At 49.3% G+C, this 1,384-nt stretch carries 1 protein-coding gene; it reads left to right on the top strand.

The window, feature by feature from the left end; all coding sequences use genetic code 11:
* The coding region (locus ACUVJL_RS32710; protein ID WP_445249635.1) for a CHAT domain-containing protein at window positions 1–1,384 on the top strand (1,384 nt) is incomplete at both ends.

Genomic DNA, 1,384 nt, shown 5'->3' with positions numbered 1-1,384 from the left:
GCATTTCTACTGCAGGCGGCGCCGGTGGTGGCAAAATTACAATTGTGCACGCAGGGGGAGATGCAGGGGCGCCAATTCAACCGTTTGTAGTGGGAAATGCTGCTAGCAACGGTACGGCGGGTGCAATTACAACGGGACAATCTAGCATTACATCGCAGTCGTTTCCGCGTTCTATTCGTGTTGGTAATATTGTGTTTTCCACTGATGACGCGATCGACCCGACGCCAACGCCAACGCCAACTCCCACTCCGAGTGTCACTCCCACTCCCACTCCAAGTGTCACTCCCACTCCCACTCTGAGTGTCACTTTCCCTCCAGTTGTAACTCCAACTCCCACTCTGAGTATCACTCCCACTCCCACTCCCAGTGAAAATCCAACTGTGGTTGTAACTCCCACTCCCACTCCCAGTGAAAATCCAACTGTGGTTGTAACTCCCACTCCCACTCCCAGTAAAAATCCAACTGTGGTTGTAACTATCACTCCCACTCCCAGTGAAAATCCAACTGTGGTTGTAACTCCCACTCCCATTCCCAGTGAAAATCCAACTGTGGTTGTAACTCCCACTCCCACTCCCAGTAAAAATCCAACTGTGGTTGTAACTCCCACTCCCACTCCCAGTAAAAATCCAACTGTGGTTGTAACTCCACCTCCGATCGATAATACAGAAACACAAGATCCCGCACCGCAACCCTCACCCCTAGATGCAGGAGACTTGGAACGCCGTGGCAAAAATTCATCGCTAGACAACCCCGGTAGTGTAGCCGGTCGAATTTTAACCCTCGATCGCACTATCACCAGTAAATTACCCAGGGACTTTGTACCACCCTCACCACCATCACAACAACTGCCAACAGTCAACCCTACTTCTAATGTAGTTCTGGGATATGTTCCGTCTCCCGATCGACTTTTTGAAGGTAACGACATACAGAAAACAGTCTGGGGAATCGAAAAAATGAGGAACCAAGAATTTGGAGAATACCTGGGGGTAAAAACCAACCTCCCAGAGGAAGAAGTCTTGATTCCGACATTCCAAGAAACTTTAAAAAATATCGAACAGCAAACCGGGAAGCGGTCTGGTATTATCTACATAATCTCGCGAGAAGATCGATTGGAACTAATTTTAGTTCCTCCCGTGGGGCAGCCGATTCACTACAGCGTCCCAGAAGCCAACAGAGCAGCTCTTTTCCCCACCGTCCAGAAGTTCCGCACTGAAATCACCAATCCCGCGAAACGCGATACTAAGACTTATCTACCGGCAGCCCAGCAACTATATAAATGGGCGATCGCACCCCTAGAAAAAGACTTACAAAACTTAGGAATTCAGACGTTGTTGCTGTCAGTCGATCCCGGATTGCGAAGCCTACCTTTTGCCGCTTTGCACGA

It is taken from the genome of Microcoleus sp. OTE_8_concoct_300 (genome assembly GCF_031383065.1).
Lineage (GTDB): Bacteria > Cyanobacteriota > Cyanobacteriia > Cyanobacteriales > Microcoleaceae > Microcoleus.
This window is presented reverse-complemented; position numbering and strand designations above follow the sequence as displayed.